An 18,486-nucleotide genomic window follows, 5' to 3' on the forward strand; every position below is an offset into this window, starting at 1 on the left:
GCAAGCACATCCCGCACGATGTCACGTCAGGCCGAGGGCGACCTAGACGGCGGCACCATAATCATCGAGATTAGGGTTCTCATGAGGCGATCCCCCGACGAAGAACAGGCTGAGCACACCCACCGCGAATACGGCGGAGATGGTGATCACCAGCCACAGTGGCACGCTTGACAGCCACATGATCACCAGGAAGGCGATGCAGGCGGCAACGATCAGCACCCAGCTGATCAGTCGCATCCATTGCCTTGGTGAATGTGGCATGTGCATCGGATTCTCGTTGCGCTGTTGCTGATCGACCTGAACCGCATCGAGATCGGTGCCACCGGAGGGCTTCCATTCGGCACTCTCATGGTTCTGCAATCGCCTCGAACGCTCCTGCAAGGCATGCTCGTCGATCATGCCTGAGCGGCCACGCCCATTGCTCTGATCATATTGGCTCGGAATGCCTTTCTGATTACTCCGGGCCTGTGCACGTCGGGCTGCGCGGTTTGCCATTCGGAAATCCTCCCTGTTCCACAGTATGCGGAAACTACCTGTGTTCGAGATCTATCGTCGCTGTGCGATCTTCCCGGGCCGCATCCGACCCTCCGTTGGGAATACCACCAGTCTAGCGCGGGAGCATCATCGGGCGCTGCGAAGCCACGACGGGGGCCGGAAGCTCGGTGCCGCCGGTAAGGAAATCGTCCACTGCCGCCGCGCAACTGCGACCTTCCGAGATCGCCCACACCACGAGGGACTGTCCACGTCCGGCATCGCCGCACGCGAAGACCCCATCCTGGCTGGTGGCGAAGTGATCGTCACGTGCCACATTCCCTCTCGGGTCGAGCTCGACAGGCACCTGATCGACCAGCGTGGTCGTATCGGGATGCAGGAAGCCGACCGAGATGAGTACCAGATCGGCGGGCAGCACGCGGTCGGTGCCTTCCTGCCGTGTGAAGGGGCCGTTGTCGCCAGGTGCCACATCCACGACCCGAAGGCCGGTGATGTGCCCTTGCTCATCGGCCAGGAAACCATCGACCGCGGTGTTCTCGGTGATGTTGACTTCCGCGCCTTTGGCATCGTCATCCAAGAATTCTACGGAATCGGTGCTGTACAGATAGGTGCCGCCCTCTTCCATCGAGGAGGTTTTCTGGTAGGTGCGTGCATAGGTGGGCCAGGGATTCGCATCGGGGCGATCCGCTGGCTCCTGCGGCATGATCTGCAGCACGGTGACCGACTTCGCGCCTTGTCTCAATGATGTTCCGAGGCAATCGGAACCGGTGTCTCCACCGCCGATGACGATCACATGCTTGTCCTTCGCCGTGATGTCGTTGACCGGCTGCTTGCCCCAGACACGACGCGTGGCATCCGGCAGGAAGTCCATCGCGTAGTGGATGCCGTCGAGTTCGCGTCCCGTGATCGAGATGTTGCGCGGAACGGTCGATCCTATGGCCACGACCACCGCATCATAACGGCTGCGCAGGTCGTCCCAGGTGATGTCCTTGCCGATTTCGGTATTCGTCCTGAATCGCGTGCCTTCGGCTTCCATCTGCTCGACGCGCTGGTCGAGCAGGCTCTTGTCGAGTTTGAAGTTCGGAATACCATAGCGCATCAGACCGCCGATGGCGTCGGCGCGCTCATAGACGACCACGGTGTGCCCCGCGCGCGTCAGCTGCTGGGCGCAGGCGAGGCCCGCGGGGCCGGAACCCACCACGGCCACGGTCATATCGGTGAGGCGCTGCGGCGGCTGCGGCTTGACGTAGTCCAGCTTCCAGGCCTGATCGATGATCGTCTGCTCGTCCAGCTTGATCATCGTGGGCGGTTGGTGGATACCCAGTACGCAGGCCTGCTCGCAGGGTGCCGGGCAGATGCGTCCGGTGACCTCCGGGAAGTTGTTCGTCACGGAGAGCCTGTTGTAGGCGTCCTCCCACTTCTCCTGGCTTACCAGGTCATTGAACTCGGGGATGATGTTCCCCAAGGGGCAGCCCGTCATGCAGAAGGGTGTGCCGCAGTCCATGCAACGGTTGGCCTGGGTCGTGGTCCAAGGCTGCTGACCGACTTCGGCATGCACATCGAACCAGTCCTGAATACGTTCGTTGACCGGACGCTCCGCAAGCTCCCGCCGGGTGCGTACCTTCAAAAATCCTCTGGGATCTCCCATATCAGTGAGCTCCTTCCATCACGCGCTCGTACACATTCTCCCAAGCACCTGGTTCGTTGAAATCTACCTGGTCACGCTGTGCCTGCTCCATGACCTTGGTCATGGCCAGATACTGCGTGGGCACCACATGGGTGAAGCGCGAAACCGCGCCGTCCCAGTCCTCAAGCAATGCTGCTGCGGTCTGTGATCCGCTTTCCTCGGCATGCTGTTTCACGAGTTCATGGACGATCTTCGCATGCTTCTCGTCAAGGGGCCGGAACTGCAGGGTTCCGTTGGATGCGGCACTTGGATTCACATTCGCCATATCCAGATCCAGTACGTAGGCATTGCCGCCGGAGAATCCTGCTCCGAAGTTCCTGCCCGTAGCGCCCAGCACCAGGACGGTGCCGCCGGTCATGTACTCGCAGCCGTGGTCGCCGACGCCCTCCACCACGAAGGTGGCGCCACCGTTGCGGACGGCGAAGCGTTCACCGGCCTTGCCCGCCACGAACATCTGACCGGATGTCGCTCCGAAGCCCGTGACATTGCCGCATATGACGTTGGTATGGGGATCGAACTCTATATCCTCTTCGGGGCGCACGATGATACGTCCTCCGGACAGGCCTTTGCCCGCATAGTCATTGACCTCGCCATATACACGCAGCGTTTCCCCGCGAGGGATGAACGCTCCGAGCGACTGACCGCCCGAACCGTGCAGGGTGAGATCGATGGTGTCATCCGGCAGGCCTTCGGCCTGATAACGCTTGGTGATCTCATAACCGAGCATGGTGCCGACGGTACGGTTCACATTGCGGATCGGCAGTTCGATGCGCACCGGCTCCTTGCGGTCCAAAGCCGATTGGGCCAGGGCGATGAACTTGTTGTCGATGGCCTTGTCGAGATCATGCTTCTGATCGATGGTGTGGTGCAGCACGGTGCCCGGTGTGGGGCCGGCAGGCATCAGCACATTGCTCAGATCTATGCCTCCGGATTTCCAACGCTTGATGGCTTCGTTCTGATCCAGGCACTCGACGTGGCCAACGGCCTCTTCCAGGCTTCTGAAACCGAGCTGGGCCAGGATCTCCCGCACCTCCTCGGCGATGAACATGAAGAAGTTCACCACATGCTCAGGCTTGCCGGTGAAGCGTGCGCGCAACTCGGGATCCTGCGTGGCGATGCCCTGCGGGCAGGTGTTCTTATGGCAGGCGCGCATCATGACGCAGCCTTCGACCATCAGCGCCGCCGTTGCGAAGCCGAATTCCTCAGCACCGAGCAGAGCCGCGACGACCACATCACGTCCGGTCTTCAACTCACCGTCGCACTGCACGACGATTCTGCTTCGCAGTCCATTGAGGATCAGCGTCTGCTGCGTTTCCGAAAGACCTATCTCCCAAGGGGTTCCCGCATGCTTGATCGCATTCAGCGGGGCCGCTCCGGTTCCACCGTCGTAGCCCGAGATCAGCACGACGTCGGCATGGCATTTCGCGACGCCTGCCGCAATGGTGCCCACGCCGAATTCCGAGACCAGCTTCACATGGATGCGGGCCTTGGGATTGGCCATCTTCGCATCGTTGATGAGCTGCTTGAGATCTTCGATCGAGTAGATGTCGTGATGCGGTGGTGGTGAAATCAGCTCGACGCCGGGTGTCGCATGACGGACCTTGGCGATCCACGGCGGGACCTTGGCGCCGGGCAGATGCCCTCCCTCTCCCGGTTTGGCTCCCTGGGCCAGTTTGATCTGCAGGTCGGTGGCGGAAACGAGGTAATCGCTCGTCACACCGAATCTTGCGGAGGCGATCTGCTTGATGCGGCTCGTGCGTGCAGGATCGTTGATGCGATCGTCGGATTCCCCACCTTCACCGGAATTGGACCGTGCACCCAACTGGTTCATCGCGATGGCGAGCGTCTCATGCGCCTCCTGGGAGATCGAGCCATAGCTCATGGCACCTGTGGAGAAGCGCTTGACGATTTCGCTCGCGGATTCGACCTCGCTGATGTCGATCGGCTTGCGCTTCGAATCGAATTGCATCAGTCCGCGCAGGGTCATCAATCGGTTGGAGGTGTCATTGACATGATCCGAGTACTGCTTGAACATCTCGTAGTTGCCGCGTTGCGTGGACTGCTGCAGCAGGAATATCGCGTCGGGATCGTTCAGATGGTCCTCGCCGGTGCGCCTCCACTTGTAGTCCCCACCGGTCCGCAGATTGCGATGCGGACGGGCGGTCCATTGGTTCGGATAGGCGACGCGGTGGCGTATCGCCACCTCCTCTGCGAGTTCCTGCAGGCCGATGCCGCCGACGCGCGAGGTGGTGCCGGTGAAATATTCCTCAACCGTCTTCTCATCCAGACCGACGGCTTCGAAGAGCTGCGATCCACGGTAGGACATGATGGTGCTCACACCCATTTTGCTCATGATTTTGAGCACGCCCGTGCTCAGCGCGGCGATGAGGTTCTTCGAGGCCTTCTCCGAGGTGACGGAAAGGTATCCCTTACCGGCAAGATTCTCGACCGATTCCAAGGCGAGGTAGGGATTGACGCAGGCGGCGCCGTAGGCGATCAGCAAGGCCACATGGTGCACTTCGCGGACATCTCCCGCTTCGACGGCGAGCGATACCTGGGTGCGCGTATGTCGGCGGAGCAGGTGGTGCTGCACGGCGCTCGTCAGCAGCAGGGACGGGATGGGGCCCCATGTGTGGTTCGAATCACGATCCGACAGCACGATGAAATTCTTGCCTGCTGCGATCGCGGCATCGACCTCCTCGAATATCTCATCGAGCCGCTGTTTCATCGCGTCGCCGCCACCGGCCACCTGGTACAGGCCTTTGATGGTGTATGGCTTGTAATACCCGCCGAGGATCTTGGCCTTGTCGAGACGCTTGAGCTGGGCCATCTGATCGGAATCGACCACGGGCAGGGGAATGAGGATCTTCTTCGCATGCAGCTCCGAATCCTCAAGCAGGTTCGGCTCGGGGCCGATGGCGGATTCGAGGCAGGTGACGATCTCCTCGCGTTCCCAATCCAGAGGAGGATTGGTCACCTGGGCGAATTTCTGCGTGAAGTAATCGAAGAGCATGCGTGAGCGTGAGGAGAGCACCGCCATGGGCGCATCGTTGCCCATCGAGCCCAGAGGCTCCTTGCCTGTGTTCGCCATCGGTGCCAGCAGCAGCTTCAGATCCTCTTCGGTGTATCCGAAGGCCCGCTGCCTGCGCTGTACGGACATACCGGAGTGGCTGACGTGCTCGCGTGCCGGCAGTTCGTTCATCTCGACACTGTTGCCTTCGACCCATTGCCTGTATGGATGCTGCGCCGCAAGATCGGATTTGATCTCATCATCGGGGACGATGCGGCCCTGCTGCGTGTCCACCAGGAACATATGCCCGGGCTCAAGGCGCCCTTTCGCGACGATCTCGCTCTGGGGGATCTCGTTGAGCACACCGGCCTCGGAAGCCAGAACCACATGGCCGTCCTTGGTGAGCTGCCAACGTCCCGGTCGCAGACCGTTGCGGTCGAGCTGCGCACCGACCACATTGCCATCGGTGAACACGATGTTCGCAGGACCGTCCCAAGGCTCGATCAGCGTGTTGTTGTATTCGTAGAAGGCCCTGATCTCCGGGTCGAGCGACTTGTCCTTCTCCCATGCGGGAGGAAGCATCATCAGCACCGCATGGGGCATCGAACGTCCAGCCAGATACAGCAGCTCAAGGGTTTCGTCGAAGGTGCCGGAATCCGAATACCCCGGGGTGTTGATCGGCAGCAGGGGTGCCATATCACCGATCTCGGCCGAACGCAGTCGGCCTTCGCGTGCGGAGACCCAGTTCCGGTTCCCCTGGATCGTGTTGATCTCACCATTGTGGGCGAGGAGCCTGAAGGGCTGTGCCAGGGGCCAGCTCGGGAAGGTATTGGTCGAGAAACGGGAATGCACGATGGCGATCAGGGCCTTCATGCGTGTGTCGGAAAGATCGGTGAAGAAGGGCTGCAGCTGCTTGGTCGTCAGCATGCCCTTGTAGGTCAGCGTCCTTGTGGAGAGTGATGCGAAGTACACACCGACCTCATGCTCGGCACGCTTGCGCACGCGGAAGACGCGGCGTTCAAGCGCGAAACCCTCAAGCGATTCGTCATCCGAAGCGAGCAGCAGTGTTTTGAAGGAAGGCATGGTCGCCAGGGCCTGCAGTCCGAGTCCGTCGGGATTCGTCGGGACCACCCGCCATGCCAGGACCTTAAGACCCTCATCCTCGGCTATCGCCGCGATTGCCTGTTCCTGCTGGCTGCTCGCCGCTATGTCACGGTCGAGGAAAGCGATACCGGCGGCATACTTCCCCAACTCGGGCAATTCCACATCGATGGTGGCCCGCATGAACTCATCCGGCATGCTGACCAGGATGCCGGCACCATCACCGGTGTTCTCCTCCGCCCCGACGGCGCCGCGGTGATCGAGGTTCATCAACACTTCGATCGCGTTCTCGACAATGCGTCGTTCCGGCACTTTGTTGAGCGTGGCAACCATACCAACACCGCAGGCGTCATGCTCCGCATTCGGGTCGTACATCCCGTGTGGAGCGTGGATCGTGAGATCTAGCGGGGCTTTTAAGGTCACCGAAATCACCTCTTCTGTGGGTAAAGGAGAACCGAAAGGGTCTCATTGACATTCCTTCACAGATTACAGCGTGCATACGTCAAAGCTTGTTTTTGCGTCCAAATTACGGCGGAGCGAGTCGTTGCGGAAGGGTTGACTTACTCGAAACACAAGCAATATCAACAAATCGGCACTACTTGTTCACACAACACCCGCAGCTCATCCCAGGGCGGATTCGTCTGCATCACCATGCTGCCGGGTCTGACGCGCCTGTTCCAGGACGGTCAGTAAGCCACCGAGTCCAGCACACGGCTTATCAGGGCGTCATTGAGCAGACGTCCACGAAGTGTCGGCACAATCACCGAGGAAGGCTCTTCGATAAGCCCCTCGTCACACAAGCGGCGCAATACCGCAGGCTCAGGTGTCGAGGCGGCGACTTCCTCGATGCGGGACAGGGGCAATCCCTCCCGCAGCCGCAGGCCGAGCATCACGGTCTCTTCGATATTCGCGGTGCGGTCGATACGCTCGGTATCCTTCCATGGCAGGGCGTCCTGATTCAGCTGATGAGCCCAAACACGTGGGAAAGCGATATCCCAGGCTCTGATGCCGAAGCACTCTTCGGCATCCTGCGTCGCCGCGCCTTCACCGTGCAGGTGCCGACCTTCGGTCTGGGCGTAATGGGAATGTGCGCCCGGGCCTATGGCGGCCCAGTCCACATTGCGCCAATACCCGAGATTATGCCGCGACTCGAAACCCGGCTTCGCCCAGTTGGAGATCTCGTACCAATGCAGACCACGGGCACTGAAGAGACGGTCGGCGATCTCGTACTTGCTGGCCTCGTCGTCATCATCAGGTGCCGGCAGCTCGCCGCGCCGCACCTGGCGTCCCATTTTCGTGGTCGGTTCCAGGGAAAGCGCATAGGCGGAAATATGGTTGACATCCAGCGCCAATGCGGTTTCGACGCTCACGCGCCAATCCTCGACGCTCTCCCCCGGCGTGCCATAGATCAGATCCACACTGACCTCAAGACCGACGCGCTGTGCATCGGCAACATGCTCGCTGACATTCTCGGGCGTATGCGTGCGATCCAATGTGTGCAGCACATGCGGCACGGCCGACTGCATGCCGAATGAAATCCTGGTGAATCCGCCGTCTTTCAGGGTTGCCACATACGATTCATCGACCGTATCGGGATTCGCCTCGGTGGTGATCTCGGCACCGTCTTCGATACCCCAGATGTCACCGGCGGCCTTCACCAGAGCGACCAGATCCTCGGCTGCCAGCGTCGTCGGTGTGCCGCCGCCGAAGAAGATCGTCGAGATCGGCGGTTCCTCGATGCCGTGTTCAAGCTGCCACCGCTTGAGGATATGCATTTCGCGGATCGCCATCTGGGCGAAATTCGACCTGCTGGCACCCTCGCCGAGATCCGTCGCCGTATAGGTGTTGAAATCACAGTATCCGCAGCGCCGAAGGCAAAACGGTACGTGTATGTACAACTCGTAGGTCACGGTTCATCCCCTCCCCGGCGTCCAGGTGGTGGCCGCATCGGCATGACGCCGTCCCGCCTGCCGCCCGCCTTCATACATGCCCGGCGAAACGGCCATCCCCTGCCGCATGGACGCTCAGTTCTCTTTTTTGGCCGCGGCCCTGATCTTGTCCTTGGTGTCGCGGTCCGTGGAATCGTCGGTGCTCAGTGCGGCGATGAAGGCCTCCTGCGGCACCTCCACGCGTCCGAGCATCTTCATGCGCTTCTTGCCGGCCTTCTGTTTTTCAAGCAGCTTGCGCTTTCTGGTGATGTCCCCGCCGTAGCACTTGGCCAACACATCCTTGCGCAGGGCCCGAATGGTTTCGCGCGCGATGATCCTTGATCCGATAGCCGCCTGGATGGGTATCTCGAACTGTTGGCGAGGGATCAGTTCACGGAGCTTCTTCGTCATCATCACACCGTAGGCATAGGCCTTGTCCCTATGCACGACCGCACTGAAGGCATCCACCTTCTCACCCTGGATGAGAATGTCGACTTTGACCAGATCGGCGCTCTGCTCGCCGGACTCATGGTAGTCAAGGCTCGCGTAGCCTTTAGTGCGGCTTTTGAGCTGGTCGAAGAAGTCGAAGACGATTTCGGCGAGCGGCATCGTATAGTGCATCTCCACGCGTTCGGTGCTGATGTATTCCATCGTCCCCATCTGCCCGCGGTGGTCCTGGCAGAGTTCCATCACCGCGCCGATGAATTCCTTGGGCGTGATGATGTCCGCGGCGACCACCGGTTCGACGATCCGTTTGACCTTCCCCTCGGGGAATTCGCTGGGATTGTTGACATGATGCAGGCTGCCGTCCTCCATCGTCACATCGTAGGTGACGTTGGGTGCGGTGGAAATCAGATCGAGGTCGAATTCGCGGCTCAGACGTTCGGCGACGATCTCCATATGCAGCAATCCGAGGAATCCGCATCGGAAGCCGAATCCCAGGGCCACTGATGTCTCGGGTTCGTAGATCAGCGCGGCATCGTTCAATTTGAGCTTATCGAGCGCATCCCTCAGATCGGGGAACTGGGCGTTGTCGACCGGGAACAGGCCCGCGTACACCATCGGTTTCGGGTCGCGGTAGCCAGGCAGAGGCTCATCGGCACGACGGTTTTCGGCGGTGATGGTGTCGCCGACCTTGGACTGCCCGACATCCTTCACACCGGTAATGACATATCCGACCTCACCCGCGCCAAGTGCCTTCGTCGGCACCATATCAGGGCTGATCACGCCGAGTTCGATGGGATCGTGAACGGTGCTCAACCCCATCATGCGAATCTTCTCACGGGACTTCAATTCACCATCGACCATGCGGATGTAGGTGACTATCCCGCGGTAGGAGTCATAGACCGAGTCGAAGATCAGGGCCCGCGCAGGGGCCGAGGCATCACCGGAAGGTGCGGGTATCTCCTCGACGATGCGGTTGAGCAGCTGCTCGACGCCTTCCCCGGTCTTGCCCGAGACCCGCAGCACATCGCTGACGTCGCAACCGATGAGTCCGGCGATCTCCTCGGCGTGCTTCTCGGTTTCGGCGCTCGGCAGATCGATTTTGTTCAATACGGGAATGATGGTCAGATCGTGTTCGATGGCCATATACAGGTTCGACAGCGTTTGGGCCTCAATGCCCTGTGTCGCATCGACCAGCAGTACCGCGCCCTCGCAGGCGGCCAGGGCACGGGATACCTCATAGGTGAAATCGACATGACCTGGGGTGTCGATCATGCCGAGCGTGTATTCCTGCCCATCGAGGGTCCATGGCACACGTACGGCCTGGGATTTGATGGTGATGCCACGTTCCTGCTCGATATCCATACGATCGAGGAAACGATCGCGCATCTCACGGTCCGATACGATGCCGCTCAGTTGCAAGATCCTGTCCGCCACCGTTGACTTGCCGTGGTCGATATGCGCGATGATGCAGAAATTGCGGATAAGCGACTGGTCGGTGAAACCAGCTTGGTTATTCGGCTCAGACACCAGATTCCACTCCTTAGCAGTTTTCCGGGCCCATGCATGACCCGAAGCAACAACTCTACCCTGCTATATCTACGGCTCGCGCATGGGAAGCGTACACAACGGCATATGACACGCCGTACCAAGCCGGCGGCATACGCGGCCCGCACGCTTCGCGGGAAGTACCGAGCTCTACCTGCGTCGTCTTGAGAGGGAACCGAGCAGCACTGCGAGGGCACAGATGATGAGTGTCACGACGGTGAAGCCCGCCAGCATGATGCCGGTTGAAGCCAGCCATCCGCCGGTCGTGATGCCTGTCGGAGCCGCATCCGGGTGAGTGGTGGAGACCGCAGGAATCGATGACCCGGGAAGGGCATGATCCAGGTAGGCGGCTATCGGCAAATCCGCTTCACCTGCATTGGCGCCGCCAATGCCGATGATCCGCGAATAGCGATCCTGAGGAAGCAGATAGCCGTCAGGGGCCCGCTCCTCCTTCCAGAAATAGGAGCCGAAGGCCAGATCCCGGATCGAGCATCGCCCGTCAACACCCGTATCACAGGCACCGACTCGCTGTGCCTCCCTTTCGGAATCAGGACCCGGCAAGAGTGGAGGGACGGTGCCGATGTATCGGAACAACACGAAGGTTGCACCGGCAAGCATGCGCTGGGGATCTTCGATATCCGCTTTGCTCACCGTCAACACCGAAGGCAACTGTCGATTCGCAAGCAGCAGGGAGGCGACGGCAGATCCCGCATTCCCGGCATCGACGCTTACCGCACCCACCCATTGCCTATCGGGTGCATATCCTTGGGGCGCACTGCGTTCGGTGAACAGGTACCGTGCAAAACCACCAACCCTCACCGAACATAAACCATCGGCCCCTGAGGTGCAGCTGTTGATGAATGCGTCACCGTCGTCGAGCACACCATTGTCATTGCTGTCCTCATTCAAGTCGAATACCGCACCTGCCAGACCTTCGCCGCTGACCGCATCGCTTTTGCGCACGCTGACGGCCGTCGGCGATTTTCTGTCGCTTATCGCCAGGGGAATCAGCAGATCCGTGCCCGCTCCCGCGTTGAATGCTTCGACGTGCACCGTGCCCAGTGGCCCATCACGGCGCTCATATCCCGGTGGTGCTGCGGTTTCGACCCATAGGAAATCACCGAAGCCATCCACGTCGACGGAACAGCGGCCATCAGGATTGAGCTGCGTGATATTCGTGGTGCAGGAAGCGACGGTCGTATCGATGCCGTCGTCGATGGCGCCGTTGTGATCCAGATCCCGGACCAAGGCGAAACTCGCACCCGATAGCGGCATGCGGTCATCCGCATCCACTTTCAGCACACTGAGATGTGAGATTCTAGGGGTATCGACGGCGAGTTGTGTCACGGTGCCTTCAGCGTCGGTCAGGATGATCGGATACACCGTGTCTGAGAGCTCATAGCCCAGGGGTGCGGCCACCTCCTTCACGTAGTAGAGCACTCCTGTGGCGCTGACCGCCAGATCATCGACGCGGCATATCCCCGTCCTATATGCAGTCGTGCATTCCCCTACCTGGCTGTCATCAGAGGTGAATTCGCCGGGGCTATGGTCATCGCTGAATATCGCGTAGGTCGCTCCTCCCAGCCGGTTCCCGCCAGCGCCGCCCTCACGCTTATCGATGATGATGCTGCCGGGATTCCTGGGATTGATGAAAGGCAGCGGCGGTATCGAAGTTCCCGCGTTCTCCGGCGTCACATTGACGAGTGCCGAGGTCCTGTCTTGCGGCAAGGTGTGCAGCGGCGGTGCAAGCGTCTCCTCCCAGAAGTAGGAGGCGAATCCCAGTCCCGCCACCTCGCAGATTCCGTCGGTCCCGGTCGTGCATGACCCCACTTTCACATCCCCCGGCAGATGGGTGTCACCAGGTGGGGTGGAGGGATCCGCGGCCTCATAGAGATCGAATTGAGCCCCCGGCAGCGGGCTGTTGGTGATGCGATCGAGTTTCAATATCCGCAATGTGGTGAGTGTCGCCGAATCCTTGAAAACGGTTGGGGTTGCGGTGTTGTTCGTCCCCGGTGCCTTCACGCGCACCGCTGCGCTCACACGACGAGCAGGTGGATCGTACCCGACGGGCGCGTTGATCTCCTTCCAGAAATACACACCCGTATCGAGGTCCGTAACCGTGCACATCCCGGATTCCGCTGCGGTCGTTGCGCACGATCCGCGAAGTTCCACCGTCGCCGCATCATAGACGCCTGTTCCCGACGTGTCCTTGTACAGTTCGAAAACCGCTCCGGCAAGTGCTTCGCCCGAATCGGCGTCGACTTTCTTCACCGTCAACGAGCTTGGCTGTGGGGCATCGACGGCGATGTAATCGAATGACGTCATCTGGGGCTGCCCTTGCGCATCGTATCCGAGATCGGAGAGGATGATGACCGGGCTTACCGGATCGGGAGGCAACTCATACCCTGGTGGTGCGTCGCTTTCCACAAGGAAATACGCTCCCGGCGACAGTCTGTCGAATGAGCATTCACCCGAGGCGGAAGCCGTCTGGCACTCATTGAGTGCACTGTCGACGCTGTTGTCGAAAACCTCATCGGCGTTGCTGTCCGCGTACAACGTGAAGGTCGCTCCGCCCAAAGGCATCGTGGTATCGGCCGCTCCGGTCGAGGAACGGGCGAATTTCCGGATCAGGAGTCTGCCTGATGCCACGGGGTCGTTGAAGGAAACGATGGGCATGACGCTTCCGGCGTTACGCGCATTGATCGTAATCAGTGCGGTTGTCCTGTCCTTCGGGAGCGCATAGCCGTCGGGTGCCACGACCTCCTCCCAGAAATAGCTGCCGAAGTGCAAGCCGTCGACCGTGCAGATTCCCTGGCTGTCGCTCTCGCATTCCCCGACTTTCACATCGGCCGAGGAGTGGAGATCGTCTGGCTGACGGCTTGCATCGGCACTCCTATATAGTGCGAATGTGGCACCTGCCAACGCTGAGGCCTTATCCGTGCCGAGTTTCCTGATGCGCAGTGCCGTGAGTCGTTGCTGGTCCACCATCGCAATGCCTGTGGAGATACTGCCGCCCTCGGTGATGGTGAGCACCTCGCTATACGGATCGTCGGGCAGCACATATCCCTGAGGGGCGGCTAGCTCCTGATAGCGGTAATCCCCGGCATCACGCACTGCAAGCGAGCAGCTCCCGAACTCGGGAGTGGCCGCATCGGCACCGGATGTGGTGCACTCATCGAGTATGGGCCCGTATGGTGATCCGCCTGCGTCAACCGCAAGCAGTCCGAAGCGGGCCCCTGCGAGCGCCTCCCCCGTTGTGGCATCGATCTTCTTCACTTCGACCGTACTGGCCTTGGGGATGTTGCCGAATGCGTACTCGTATGTGGCCGAGGCATCACCGGCATCGCCACTCAGCGTGATGAGTGGGCTCACGGCCTGCCGAGGCAGTTCATACCCCTGTGGGGCATCCGTTTCGACTACGAAGTATCCGTTTCTGCGACCCGGATCGGTGCTGGTGTTCAGATCATCGACGGTGCATGTTCCATAGCCATCCGGACTTGGGGTGTGCACGTCGGAGGTGGTGCAATGATTCACTTCCCTGTCCTGTGAGGCATCGAAGCTCCCCGAGTCATCGCTGTCCTCGTATATGAGGAAACCCGCACCGGGAAGCGGCGTGCTCGTCAGGACGCCGTCCGGCGTGCTGCGGTATTTCCTGATGACGATACTTCCGGCATTGCGGGGATTGCTGAATTCGTAGGGCTGCTTCGTCAAAGCTGTGCTTCCGGCATTATCCGCATCGATCACTATCAGTTCGGATGTCACGGTATGCGGCAGTTGGTAGCCATCCGGTGCGCTTTCCTCAACCCAGTAGTAGCGGCCCCACGGCAGCTGCCAGATCGTGCAGATGCCGTTCGTATCGGTGATGCATTCGTCAATACGGGTGTCTTTGCCGCTTGCGTTCGGTGTGGCCGGTGCTTCGCTCTGTGTGCCGCCAAGTCGATACAGTGAGAATCTCGCACCGGCGAGCCCCGCCCCGCCGAGCAAAGCGGTCTTGTGGATCGTGATCCCCGAGGAGGTCTGCCGATCATAGGCGGTGGTGACGGCGAACTGCCGTGGTTGCCCCACGTTGGCTGTGGTGATCTCAATGGCCGTGAACTGATCCGGACACTGCGTGGTGGATCCTGATCCCATGGGCAAGGGGCAGGGATTGATGTCATATCCCTGTGGCGGGGTCATCTCAAGCCAGTAGTAGCGGCCAAGGCCTGGCGCATCCACCGTGCAGTTTCCCGATGGGCCGGAGGTGGTGCAGGTGCCGACGAGATCGTCATATGAAAGGGAGGCGATCGTGGCGGAGCCAAGCACCACATCGGGGTGTTCACCCGTCATGCGATACAGGCCGAAGCTTGCTCCCCCAAGCGGATCCATCCCCTCAAGCCCCACTTTGCCCACCTGCAACCCGGTCGGTATCGCGGCGTTGGGCACCTCCACGAAAGCGACGGATGCATCGTCCGCCTGCGCCGGTGGAGTGATCGTTATGGAGGCGAAGGCCGAGCAGCCATCCGCGGCAGGCACATAGGTGAAAGCCGGTGGCGCCTTGCATTCGCGGTACAGATAGTCGCCGAGGCCCAGATCCTCGACGGTACACGTGCCGTCGGCACCGGTCGTGCAGCTGCCTGCGATCGCTCCCTGCGTCCCACCTCCCGCATCGCTCCACACCTCGAACAGCGCTCCTGCGAGCACCATCGACTGGTCACCGGGATCATCGGGATTCTCGGCGTATTTCAGGAAGTGCATCTGCCCGGGATTCCTGGGGTTATAGAACTGCAAGGGCGTTATTGCGCTTCCCGCGTTTTCGGCGGTGACGAAGAAGACTCCCGATGTGCGATTCTCGGGCAGGCTGCCGATCGGCACCGATGTCTCCTCCCAGAAGTACGCCCCGAAATCGTTCACCTCCACCTGGCATCTACCAAAATCCGCCCCTGAGACGGATGAGGTGGTGCATGAGGAGACAAGGGTGTCGGCGGCGTCGTGGGTGGCACCGACCGGGGTCGAGGCATCGGCTTTCCTGTACAACGCGAAGCCGTAGTCACCCGCTCGGTGATAGTTGCCGTCTCCCCCATTGAGCGCCCATTTCTCGACCGTGAGGGTGGTGCTTTCCGGAAGGTTCCTCATCACGATGGTCGTCTGCGTCGAATAGTCGAAGGTGATTTCCTTATCCTTCCATTCGCCTTGGCTCGCGCTATCCCATCCTGCCGGGGCCCCGGCATCATCCGCCGGGAAGATGGCGAAACGCGCATATCCTGAATCCACGGTGAGACGGGTCTCGCCTTCGGCCTCCGCAGCCGTGTAGCGTCCTTCGGCATCCGTGACCCATGCGGCGCCACGCTCCTGCGCGGGCGCGCAGCTCTGACCGGCCACCACACCACCCAGCTCCCGCACGCATGCGTCCTGGGTGAAGTCGTAAGTGAGGGGAAGCGCGGATCGACCGTTGGCATCTGAGATGACCATCCACTGGCTGTCGTCGAAGACGCCGGTGCTTGGTGCCGTCTGGCCCAATCCCAGGCCGTAGAGCCGTCCGGTGACATTCCTCATGTTGGCGAGCTCGTCTATTGAGGTGACTGGGTCGTCCTGTCCGCGCCCGACGATAGGCGCTTTGATCCTGCTCATCTCCAGTTCAACGGAGACGACGTTCTCGGGGTCGTAGCTCCGACTGACGTACATCTCCCCCGCTCCGGCATTGTTGGCGCTGATGTCCGAGCTTCCGGCGTCCGCGAAATATCCGCCGGGAGAATACGTCAGTGCGACAGCATAGGGGTTGCTCCGGAAACCTTCCCCGGGCGGGGTGGTCTCTTTCAGGTAATAGTGTCCATAGGAATAAGGATGGAGCACATCCGCGGCGGTGAATGAGACATACCCGTTCTCGTCGGTGAAGCGCTCGCCCGTCAGGGTCTGCGCGCTGCTGCAACTGCCCTGTTGCGTGGCTTCGGCGCACTGTTTGTCCGTGAATATCGTGAACCCGACGTTGCGCAGGGGCCTGCCATCGGCATCCACTTTGCGCGCCGTGATGATCTCCGGGGTGTTCGGGATGATGATATCCGAAACCCGTTGCCGCGAGAAGGAATTGTAATTCAGCAGGATCTTCTCCCCGCCATTGCCGGTGTCCAGGTAGTACAGCACGTCGAAATTGAGTTCGGTACGGTTCGGGATGTTGTAATCGGTGATACGGCCGGGCAGATCCGTCACTCCAACGCGATAGGTGGATCCATATGATTCGAAATCGTAGACCTTGGCGCTGCTGAGATCGTTGTTGACGAGCACGCCTTCATCATCCGTGGTCACAGCCGTGTATTGTCCGGATGAGATATCCGTGGCGGGCATGATCATCCGCCAGCCGGTGGTGCTCGACCCGTTCATCAGATGGTATCCGGTATTCTGCCATGATCCGGCTGCATCCGGATCCGCCCTTTGCGTCGCGGCGTCAGGGAAGTCGACGTCATGGTCCTCTGGCGCATGCACGACGACGGCCTTCAGCCCTGCGCTGCCGTCCAGGGCCTTCATGGCCTTCACATCACTGAGGGTAAAGGCGGTCTGCACCCCGGCCGGGCACCGCCCGAATGTGTTGCCGTTGTAACCGGCGCTTCCGCTCTCACCGGGGCACCATCGGTACATGGTCGAGTTCACCGGCATCGCCCAGGAATCGAAACTGCTTTCCACGCCGGTCTCGTAATAATTCACCACATTCAGGGTTCCGCTCCCCGGAATCACACTGCCGTCCGCCTGGCTTATCGGGATGAACCGCAGGTGGATGCTGTTGAGCAGCAGGGCGTAACCCGGCGGAGACGCGGTTTCTTTGAGCACGAAGTAGGAAGTGGGATAGAGCCCGAAGTTCATCTGCGCCCCGGTGTCCTTGTCCACGAAGGCGATGGCTCCGTCGTCATCGGTGCTGAAACTGCCTATGTTCCGCGCCTGGGACCCGGTGATGTCGTAATCGGATCCGGTGTTGTACAGATCGAAACTGGCTGCGCTGCCCGCCGGGGTTTTCACCGGGGCGCCGGTGATATCGGTTTTCTGGATATGCGCTGCGGGCATGTAATTCAGATTCGTGGTGATTTCAAGATTGGATTGGTAATTGCCGCGTTCCATGTAGAACAATGAGAAACGGTGCCGTGTGCCATCCACGAAGGTCGAGCCCTGCCAACCTGATGGCGGGGAAAGCCCTGCGGCGCTGAACTGCTGTCGAAGAGTCGATGAGGTGATGACCTGCCCCGCATTGCCTTTGACCGTCACCTGTCCCGTCCTGAAATTGATGGAGCCGCTTGCGGGTGCGTGTGATCCGCCGAGATCCAGGACGAGCGCCCCATCGATGAAGATCCACATATCGTCGTCGCCGGAGAAGTCGAACACCATGTCATCACCGCCCACCACGCCTCCGAGCGGCTGGGTGAATGTGGATAGCATACCCAAGCCGAAGTAGTGGTTGATGGCCGCATCCGTCACACTGATGTTATTGGCCTCACCGTTGGTGAACACCTGATCGGCGGTGTTGAAGGGGAAGAACTGCCCCACATTGGATCCGGTCTGCACCGCCGCTTTGTTGTAGACGTCGAATTGGCTGGTCGTGGTGTTGTAGGCGGCAAAATTCTCCTTGGAATTGTATTTCAGATAGTTCCCGTCCAGTTTGAAGAGATTCGCACCGACGACTTCATAATGCGCACGTCCTTCATGCTCGACCGCAGGGTTGAAGAGATATGACAGGGAGGCGTCGCCGTATCCGTTGAGAACGGGGTAATCGTCCTTCAAGGCGGTTTGGACGATCCCCTGTTTCACCGAATCGCCTGCGGAGAGATTCGTGGCGTTCGAACCCCAATTGCCCAGATCGCAGCCCGAAGGCGGCCACTTCAGATCCTTGGCGAATTTCAGCGCCTCTCCCTGGACGCCCCCGCTGTTCAAGGTCGACGGGCCGTTGATGCCCGACGTGAGATAGCTCTTCCACGCGTTGCAACTGGTCGGCGGTGCGTTGTCGGGCGCTTCCTGGGCGGCGCCCCAGTAGTCGAAAAGCTGCATCGATGTGGACGGCAGACTAACCGTCTCGATGGTGCTCAGTCCCGCGGCCCGTGCGGATCGCAGTGGTGCCACCATCAGCGAGGCGAGCATCGCGCATATCATCATCAGCGAGGTTGCGATCCGTGCATACCATCCCAAAGCCGCCTGGGCTGTTTGGGTCTTCCCGAGCTCAGCCATATCGTTTCCTTTTATCCCGGCGGCGGTATGTGCGAAGCTTCTGCCTGCCCATGACCGCGCATCCAACATGGCACATTATACATAGAGTACGTTTT

6 protein-coding genes are annotated in these 18,486 nt (G+C 60.3%); all 6 read right to left on the reverse strand.

From position 1 onward, the window contains the following. Nucleotides 1–42: 42 nt before the first annotated feature. A complete protein-coding gene (locus BPSY_RS08275) occupies nucleotides 43–495 on the reverse strand; it encodes a membrane protein (protein WP_033496299.1) in 453 nt (150 codons plus the stop codon). A 112-nt stretch (nucleotides 496–607) separates the two neighbouring features. Continuing rightward, nucleotides 608–2,140 (reverse strand): glutamate synthase subunit beta, encoded by a 1,533-nt coding sequence (locus tag BPSY_RS08280; RefSeq protein ID WP_033496296.1) that lies wholly within the window; start codon nucleotides 2,138–2,140, stop codon nucleotides 608–610. 1 nt (nucleotide 2,141) lies between these two features. After that, on the reverse strand, nucleotides 2,142–6,713 hold the full coding sequence (gene gltB, locus BPSY_RS08285; protein ID WP_033496496.1) for a glutamate synthase large subunit: 4,572 nt from the start codon (nucleotides 6,711–6,713) through the stop codon (nucleotides 2,142–2,144). A 263-nt stretch (nucleotides 6,714–6,976) separates the two neighbouring features. Further along, nucleotides 6,977–8,200 carry a radical SAM family heme chaperone HemW gene (gene hemW, locus BPSY_RS08290; protein WP_033496294.1) on the reverse strand — a complete coding sequence of 408 codons (1,224 nt, stop codon included), beginning with the start codon at nucleotides 8,198–8,200 and terminating at the stop codon, nucleotides 6,977–6,979. 114 nt (nucleotides 8,201–8,314) lie between these two features. Further along, entirely contained in the window at nucleotides 8,315–10,192 is a 1,878-nt protein-coding gene (gene lepA, locus BPSY_RS08295; protein ID WP_033496292.1) for a translation elongation factor 4, read from the reverse strand. A gap of 168 nt (nucleotides 10,193–10,360) precedes the next feature. Further along, the gene (locus BPSY_RS08300) at nucleotides 10,361–18,391 is read right to left on the reverse strand and encodes a SpaA isopeptide-forming pilin-related protein (RefSeq protein ID WP_034886795.1); all 8,031 of its coding nucleotides are present in this window, start codon (nucleotides 18,389–18,391) and stop codon (nucleotides 10,361–10,363) included. Nucleotides 18,392–18,486: the final 95 nt, after the last annotated feature.

The organism is Bifidobacterium psychraerophilum, assembly GCF_000741705.1.
GTDB classification, from domain to species: Bacteria; Actinomycetota; Actinomycetes; order Actinomycetales; family Bifidobacteriaceae; genus Bombiscardovia; species Bombiscardovia psychraerophila.

What these genes read in the sequence shown, in the direction of transcription:
- BPSY_RS08275 (WP_033496299.1), bottom strand. Translation starts at nt 495, where the DNA reads ATGGCAAACCGCGCAGCCCGACGTGCACAGGCCCGGAGTAATCAGAAA.
- BPSY_RS08280 (WP_033496296.1), bottom strand. Translation starts at nt 2,140, where the DNA reads ATGGGAGATCCCAGAGGATTTTTGAAGGTACGCACCCGGCGGGAGCTT.
- BPSY_RS08300 (WP_034886795.1), bottom strand. Translation starts at nt 18,391, where the DNA reads ATGGCTGAGCTCGGGAAGACCCAAACAGCCCAGGCGGCTTTGGGATGG.